The organism is Roseomonas populi (genome assembly GCF_024594815.1).
In the GTDB taxonomy this organism is placed as follows: domain Bacteria; phylum Pseudomonadota; class Alphaproteobacteria; order Acetobacterales; family Acetobacteraceae; genus Roseomonas; species Roseomonas populi.
Map to the genome: position 1 here is coordinate 285611 of NZ_JANJOU010000004.1, position 7674 is coordinate 293284.

A 7674-nucleotide genomic window follows, 5' to 3' on the forward strand; every position below is an offset into this window, starting at 1 on the left:
GCCTTCCCGCGCATGTCCGAAACCGAGCCCGCACGCCGCCACCCGCCCACACCCTTCGATGCCGGAGCGGCGGAACGGCTGACCGCCGACTTCACCGCGCGCGGCACGGCGGAGGCCGCCTATGCCGCATCCCCCGCCGGCGCCGCGCTGCTGGGGGCGCTGGGCGGCCACTCGCCCTTCCTGGCCGACCTCGCCCTGCGCGAGGCCACCACGCTGCTGCGCCTGGCGGAACGTGGCGCGGAGGCCGCCTTCGCGGCCGCGCTGGACCCGCTGGGCCGCGCTGATCCCGCCGCCAGCTTCGCCCAGCTCGGCACCGCCCTGCGCCAGGCGAAGCGCCAGGCCGCCCTCATCGTGGCGGCGGCAGACCTCTCGGGCGAGTGGGGGCTGGACCAGGTCACGGGCGCGCTCTCTACCCTGGCGGAAACCTGCATCGACCTCGCCTGCGCGCACCTGCTGCGCGAATCGGCCGGGCGCGGGGAGATTCACCTGCCCAACGCGGCCAAGCGCGACCCGAAGGCCCTCGCCCGTGGCTCGGGCCTCGTCGTGCTCGGCATGGGCAAGCTCGGCGGGCGCGAGCTGAACTATTCGTCGGACGTGGATCTGATGGTCCTCTTCGATCCTGCGGCGGCGGTGCACCCCGACCGCGCCCAGGCGGCCTTCGTGCGCCTGGCGCGCGACCTCGTGCGCCTTCTGGAGGAACGCACGGCGGAGGGATACGTCTTCCGCACCGATCTCCGCCTGCGGCCGGACCCGGCCGCCACGCCGCTGGCCGTCTCCATCCCCGCCGCCATCGCCTATTATGAGAGCTTCGGCCAGAACTGGGAGCGGGCCGCGATGCTGAAGGCCCGGCCCGTCGCGGGGGACCGGGCGCTGGGCGACTCCTTCCTGGCGGAGATCCGCCCCTTCGTCTGGCGGCGCCACCTGGACTTCGCGATGATCGCGGACATCCACTCCATCAAGCGCCAGATCCACACGGTCCACGGCAGCAAGCGCGGCGCCGGGGCGGAGATCGCCGTGGCGGGCCACGATGTGAAACTCGGCCGCGGCGGGATCCGGGAGATCGAGTTCGCCGCCCAGGTCGCCCAGCTCGTCTGGGGCGGGCGCGACCCCTCGCTGCGCGATCCCACCACGCTCGGTGCCCTCGCGGCCCTGGCCGCCGCCGGCCGCATGGACCGCCGCGCCGCGGCCGAGCTGGCCGACGCCTACGTCTTCCTGCGGGACGTGGAACACCGCGTTCAGATGGTGGCGGACCGCCAGACCCACAGGCTGCCGGAGGACCCGGACGGCCTGGCCCGGATCGCCTCCTTCATGGGCTTCCCGGACACGGAGGCCTTCTCCTCGGCTCTCACCGGCCACCTTCGTCGCGTTGCCAGCCAGTACTCCCGCCAGTTCGAGGTCGCTCCAGCCCTCTCCCTTCCTGGTGGCGAGGGCACGCCGGGCGGCAACCTCGTTTTCACCGGGCCGGAGAATGACCCCGGCACGCTGGAGACGCTGAGGGGGATGGGTTACGCCAACCCCGCCGCCGCCTCCTCCACCGTGCGCGCCTGGCACCACGGCCACCGGCGCGCCACGCGCAGCGAGCGGGCGCGGGAGCTGCTGACGGCCCTGATGCCCGCCCTGCTGGGCGCCTTCGCGCGCCAGCGCGAGCCCGACGCGGCCCTGGCCCGCTTCGACAGCCTGCTGGAGCGCCTGCCGGCCGGGGTGCAGATCCTCTCCCTCTTTCAGCGCAATCCTGCCCTGCTGGACCGGGTGGCCGGGATTCTCGGCGCCGGCCCCGCCCTGGCGGACCACCTGGCCCGCGACCCCGCCGCGCTGGAGGGCCTGCTCACCAATGTCCGGGGCGGCTCCGCCGCCGCGCTCCCCGCCCTCGTCGGCGCCGCACGCCACTACGAGGAGGCGCTGGAATCCGCCCGCCGCATCATCACCGAGGGCAAGTTCGAGGTGGACGTGGCCGCGCTGGAGGGCGCGCTGGATGTGGACGCCGCCGGCATCGCCCGCAGCGAGCTGGCGGACGCCGCCATCACCACCCTGCTTCCCGTCGTGGCCCGGGACTTCGCCGCCCGCTACGGCAAGGTGCCCGGCGGCGCGGTGGCGGTGGTGGCGATGGGCAAGCTCGGCGGGCGGGAGATGCTGCCGGGATCGGACCTCGACCTCGTCCTCATCTATGACCATGCGGAGGGTGCGACGGAGAGCGACGGCGCGAAGCCCCTCCCCGTCCCCACCTACTTCGCCCGCCTCGCCACCGCCTTCGTGGCCTCCCTGACCGCCCCGGGGGCGGAGGGCAAGCCCTACGAGGTGGACATGCGGCTCCGCCCTTCCGGCAACAAAGGCCCCGTGGCCGCCAGCATCGCCGCCTTCGAGCGCTACCACGGCCCGAAGGAGGGCGAGGGCGGGCAAGCCTGGACCTGGGAGCGCATGGCCCTCACCCGCGCCCGCCCCGTTGCCGGCCCGCCCGCCCTGCGCAAGCGCATCGCCGAGTGCTGCCGCGAGGCCCTCTCCATCCATGCCGGCCCGCAGGCGATCGCGGACGCGGTCGCCATGCGCCAGCGCATGCTGCGCGACCTGCCACCCGAGGGCCCCTGGGACGTGAAGGCGATCCCCGGTGGGCTGGTTGAGGTGGAGTTCATCGCCCAGGCCCTGCAATGCGCCAATGCCGCCGAGCACCCGAAGATCGTCGCTCCCGCCACGCGCGACGCCCTGGCCAACCTCGCCCGCGCGGGAATCCTGCCCCAGGAGGAGGCGGAGGCCCTGATCCGCGCCGACCACTTCTGGCGCAGCCTGCTCTCCCTTCTGCGCCTCACCGTCGGCCGCCCGCGCGGCGAGGAGTTGCCCGCCGCCGCCATTCCCGTCCTGATCCACGGCCTGGCCCCCGCCTGCGGCGGGCAGGAGGGCGGGGCGCCCGTTGACCTGGCCTGCCTGCGCGAGCAGATGCGCCGGGTCGCCTCCGGCGTGCGCGAATCCTTCGAGCGCCACCTCGGGCGGCTGTTGGTGAAGGGGGCCGCATGATCGAGGTCGGGGAAAAGGCGCCGGAGTTCGACCTGCCCGCGAATGGCGGCGGCCGCGTCAGCGCCGCGCTGCTGCGCGGAAGGCGCTACGCCCTGTACTTCTACCCGAAGGCGGACACCTCCGGCTGCACGGTGCAAGCCCAGGGCGTGCAAGAGAACCTGGAGGCCCTGCAGAAGGCCGGGATCACCGTGATCGGCGTCTCGCCGGACCCGGTGAAGAAGCTGGATGCCTTCGCGAAGAAGTTCGGCCTCACCTTCCCGTTGGCCTCCGATGCCGAGCAGTCGCTCGCCAACGCCTATGGGACCTGGGTCGAGAAATCCATGTACGGCCGCAAGTACATGGGCATGGAGCGCAGCACCTTCCTGGTTGGAGAGGACGGCACCGTGAAGGCGATCTGGCGCAAGGTGAAGCCGGCCGAGCACGCGGCCCTGCTGCTGGGCGCGGCCTGAAGCCCCGCCCCCACGGCCGGCGGCACCCCTGCCCCGCGCCGTGCGCGTTGGACCACGCCGGGCCGCCCGGCTAGCCTCGATCGAAATGGGTCGGGGAAGCGCAGCACCATGCAAAGCCGGTCACTCGTCCTCCTGCTGGCGCTCGCCGTCGGCTGCGCCGCCATCGCCATGGGGCTGCGCCAGTCCTTCGGCCTCTATCTCGCGCCCATGACCACCGCCCTGGGCTGGTCCACCAGCGGCTTCGCGCTGGCCATCGCCGTGCAGGTGCTGATGAACGGCTTCAGCCAGCCCCTGGTCGGCCAGCTGGCCGACCGCTTCGGGGGCCGTGTCGTCGTCATGGGCGGCGCCCTGCTCTACGCGGCGGGCATCGCCGGCATGGCGCTCTCGCCCGGCCTCGGTACCTTCACCTTCTTCGCCGGGCTGGTGATGGGCGTCGCCGTCTCCGCGGCGGGCATGCCCGTCATCGTCGCCTCCCTCACCCGCCAGCTGCCGGAATCCATGCGCGGCCGCGCGGCGGCCCTCGGCACGGCCGGGTCCTCGCTCGGCCAGTTCCTCGTCGTCCCGCTCTCCGGCGCTGCCCTCACGGGCTTCGGATGGCAGGCGGCCCTGTTCGGCATGGCCGGTGCCGCGCTGCTGATGGTTCCCCTCGCCCTCCCTCTGGCCGGGCGCCCCACCCAGGCCAAAGCCGCCACGGTGGATGACGAGCCCGCCCGCGTCGCGCTGGCCCGCGCCTTCCGCTCCCGCATGTTCTGGTGCCTCTTCTTCGGCTTCTTCGTCTGCGGGCTGCACGTCTCCTTCCTTGCGGTCCACCTGCCGGGCTTCGTGGCCCTCTGCCACCTGCCCACCCAGGTCGGGGCCTGGGCCATCTCCCTCATCGGGCTGTTCAACGTCATCGGCTCCCTCGGCGCGGGGGAGCTGACCCAGAGGTGGCGGCGGCGGGAGCTGCTGGTGGCCATCTACGGCCTGCGCGCCCTCGTCATGGCCGTCTTCTTCTTCGCCGCGGAGAAGACCACCGGCTCCATCCTTGTCTTCTCCGCCCTGATGGGGGTCCTCTGGCTCTCCACCGTGCCGCCCACCGTCGCCCTCTGCGCCCGGCTCTTCGGCACGCGCTGGCTGGCCACGATCTTTGGCCTCGTCTTCCTCGGCCACCAGGTCGGCGGGTTTCTTGGCGCCTGGCTCCCCGGCCTCATCTTCGACCGCACCGGGAGCTACGACGCTATGTGGATGCTCTCCGTCGCCGCCGGCGTCTTCGCCGCCCTCATTCACCTGCCGCTGAGGGAGCCCGCGCCGGCTCCTCGCCCCGCGGCGGCCTGAAACGAAGCATTGGCCGGGGTGGACAGGCGGCGCATCCTCCCCTTTTCTCCACCCGGTCCAGGTATTCTGAGGGGCGAGTGATGCAGCGTTGGGCGAAGTGGATTCTGGTGGCGGCCCTCGCCGCCCCTCTGGCAGCGGCGGATGCCCAGCAACCCCAGGCGCAGGCCCAGGCCGCGCCCCATGCGTGGCTGTTCGGCACTTGGACCGGCGGCATCTTCCCCGCCACCGACACGGAGGGCGCGGCCTGCAACGCCCAGCCCACCGTTGTCTTCACGCGTGACGTCGTCATGCGCGTCTCGCTGCTGGAGGTGCCCTATCGCCAGCGCCTGATCGAGACGGTCTCCGGCGACCCCAACGCGGTCGAGTTCCGCCTCGCCCCCGCCGCCGCCTCCGTCCTGCCGCTCGGCAACCGCCTGCCGCCCGACAGCGCCTTCGGCTGCGCCAACCCCAACGTCCTCCGCGTCGAGCGCCGGGGCCCGAACGAGATCGTCTTCCCCAACTGCGCGGAGTTCCCCAGCCCTCTGAAGCGCTGCACCACCGGGAACTGAGTCCGGGCCCATGCCGGACGACGCGCCTCCTCTCCGGCTGACCGCCCACGCACTCAACGCCAGCCCGCCGCGCCTGCGCGCCGCGCCCACGCGGCGGGACTGGATGGATGCGACCCCGCAGGGCTTCGCCAACCGCTGCCTGCCGCTGACCATCGCCAACGCCCATGGCTGGGAGGTGGTGACGGAAGGCTCGTTCGAGGCCGTGTGGAATGGCGGCCCCGACCCCGCGGACATAGCCATCCGAACGGAAAGGCCTGGCCGCCCCACCCCCGTCAGCCATTTCGGCGCGGGGGTACTGACCTTCCACATCGACCTGCTGTTCCGCACCGACCCCGGCATCAGCCTGTGGGTTTCCGGCCCGACCAACCTGCCAAAGGACGGAATCGCCCCGCTCACCGGGATCGTGGAGACGGACTGGTCGCCTGCCACCTTCACCATGAACTGGCGCTTCACCCGCCCGCGCCACCCCGTGCGCTTCGCCGCGGGCGAGCCCGTCTGCCTTCTCTTCCCCATCCCGCGCGACCTCATCGCGCGCGTGGTGCCGATAACGCGCCCCATCGCCGCCGAGCCCGAGCTTCAGGAGGCCTATGGCGCCTGGAGCAAGTCCCGCAGCGCCTTCAACGCGGGGCTGAAGGAGCCGGGCAGCGCCGCCCGGGCCGAGGGCTGGCAGCGCGGCTACCACCGCGGCCGCATTGGCGAGGCGGCCTCCGACGACCACCTCACCCGCATCCGCCCCCGAGACTTCGAGCCGGGCTAGACCAAGCGCCTCAAAGGCTGGCGCGGTGCTCCTTCGAGAGCGCGACGTAGTGCGGCGCCGTCTTGTCCCAGTGCGCGCGCTCCTCCGCCGTCATGACGCGGGCCAGGCGGGCGGGGGAGCCGAGCCAGAGCTCGTTGGGCCCGATCACCTTCCCCGGGGCCAACAGCCCACCGGCGCCGAGCATCCCGCCTTCGCGAATCACCGCCTTGTCCAGCACCGTGGCACCCATGCCGACGAAGGCCCGGTCCTCCAGCGTGCAGGCGTGGATGATGCAGGCGTGCCCGATCGTCACGTCCGCCCCGATCACCGCAGGCATCGTGCCGGCGTTGACGTGGATGATCGTGCCGTCCTGCACGTTGCTGCGGGCGCCGATGCGGATGAAGTTCGTGTCCCCGCGCAGCACGCAGCCGTACCAGACGCTGGCATCCTCCTCCATCGCGACGTCGCCGATGACGGAGGCGGAAGGGGCCACCCACGCAGTCGCGTGGATGGCCGGCATCTTCCCCTTGAAGGGGTAGAGAGGTCCGCTCAAGCGGCCTTCTCCATGCCTTTCGCTGCCGTGAGCCCGAGCATCAGCTCCAGGTTCTGCACCGCAGCGCCGGAGGCGCCCTTGCCGAGGTTGTCCAGCCGCGCCACCAGCACGGCCTGGCCACGGGCCGCGTTGCCATAGACGCGCAGCTCGATCAGGTTCGTGTCGTTCAGCGCCTCCGGCTCGATCTTCGCCTCGCCGGCCGTGGGAAGCACGCGGACGTACTCGGCGCCCTCGTAGTAGCGGGAGAGGGCCGCCTCCAGCGCCTCCGGTGCCGGATTGCCCGTCAGCAGGTCGAGGTGCAGCGGCACGGAAACCAGCATGCCCTGCCGGAAATCCCCGACGCTGGGAACGAAGATCGGGCGGCGGTTCAGGCCGGTGTAGTGCTGCAGCTCCGGCAGGTGCTTGTGCTCCAGCCCCAGCCCGTAGAGCTCGAAGGAGGGAGCGCTGCCGCCCTCGAACTCCGCGATCATCGTCTTGCCCCCGCCGGAATAGCCGGACACGGCGTTGACGGTGACCGGATAGTCCTTCGGCAGGAGGCCGGCATCGACCAGCGGGCGCAGCAGCAGGATGCCTCCCGTGGGGTAGCAGCCAGGGTTCGCCACCCGCGCGGCAGCCGCGATCTTCGCGGGCTGGCCGGGAGCCAGCTCCGGCACGCCATAGACCCAGTCCGGGTTCACGCGGTGCGCGGTGGAGGCATCCAGCAGCCGGGGCGCCTGCGGCCCGAGCTCGGCGGCCAGCGCCGCGGCCTCCTTCGCCGCCGCGTCAGGTAGGCAGAGGATCACCACGTCCACCTCGGCGAAGAGGGCGCGCTTGGCCGCGGGGTCCTTGCGCTGCTCCGGGGGAAGCGAGCGCAGCTGGACGTCTCGGCGCCCCTGGAGGCGCTCCACGATCTGCAGCCCGGTCGTGCCGGACTCGCCGTCGATGAAGACGCTGGGGATGCTGCCCTTGGCCATGCGGCCCTCCTTGAAGGGGGGATGAATATGGGGGTTGGGGGTTGCGGAAACGCAAGAGGGGCGGGCCACGCCGGCCGCCCCCCCCGGTTTACAGGCCACGGCGGGGCAGCGGTGC

General features: G+C 72.6%; 7 protein-coding genes. 5 read left to right on the forward strand and 2 right to left on the reverse strand.

Annotated elements, in window-relative coordinates:
- Window positions 1-12 precede the first annotated feature (12 nt).
- The 5 genes from NRP21_RS08755 (at window position 13) to NRP21_RS08775 (ending at window position 6074) form a co-directional block, all read left to right on the forward strand.
- On the forward strand, window positions 13-3006 hold the full coding sequence (locus NRP21_RS08755) for a bifunctional [glutamine synthetase] adenylyltransferase/[glutamine synthetase]-adenylyl-L-tyrosine phosphorylase (RefSeq protein WP_257715797.1): 2994 nt from the start codon (window positions 13-15) through the stop codon (window positions 3004-3006).
- Window positions 3003-3455 (forward strand): thioredoxin-dependent thiol peroxidase, encoded by a 453-nt coding sequence (gene bcp, locus NRP21_RS08760; protein ID WP_257715798.1) that lies wholly within the window; start codon window positions 3003-3005, stop codon window positions 3453-3455. Before NRP21_RS08755 ends, bcp begins: the two co-directional genes overlap by 4 nt.
- A 108-nt stretch (window positions 3456-3563) precedes the next feature.
- Window positions 3564-4769 carry an MFS transporter gene (locus tag NRP21_RS08765; RefSeq protein WP_257715799.1) on the forward strand — a complete coding sequence of 402 codons (1206 nt, stop codon included), beginning with the start codon at window positions 3564-3566 and terminating at the stop codon, window positions 4767-4769.
- A gap of 80 nt (window positions 4770-4849) precedes the next feature.
- Window positions 4850-5317 (forward strand): hypothetical protein, encoded by a 468-nt coding sequence (locus NRP21_RS08770; RefSeq protein ID WP_257715800.1) that lies wholly within the window; start codon window positions 4850-4852, stop codon window positions 5315-5317.
- A gap of 10 nt (window positions 5318-5327) precedes the next feature.
- Window positions 5328-6074 (forward strand): DUF6065 family protein, encoded by a 747-nt coding sequence (locus NRP21_RS08775; protein ID WP_257715801.1) that lies wholly within the window; start codon window positions 5328-5330, stop codon window positions 6072-6074.
- A gap of 10 nt (window positions 6075-6084) precedes the next feature.
- Here the strand turns inward: NRP21_RS08775 and NRP21_RS08780 are convergent, their stop codons facing one another.
- Both NRP21_RS08780 and argC read right to left on the reverse strand, forming a co-directional pair.
- Window positions 6085-6573, reverse strand: a complete 489-nt coding sequence (locus NRP21_RS08780) for a gamma carbonic anhydrase family protein (protein ID WP_257715814.1) — start codon at window positions 6571-6573, stop codon at window positions 6085-6087.
- 29 nt (window positions 6574-6602) lie between these two features.
- Window positions 6603-7559 (reverse strand): N-acetyl-gamma-glutamyl-phosphate reductase, encoded by a 957-nt coding sequence (gene argC, locus NRP21_RS08785; RefSeq protein WP_257715802.1) that lies wholly within the window; start codon window positions 7557-7559, stop codon window positions 6603-6605.
- Between the last annotated feature and the right edge of the window lie 115 nt (window positions 7560-7674).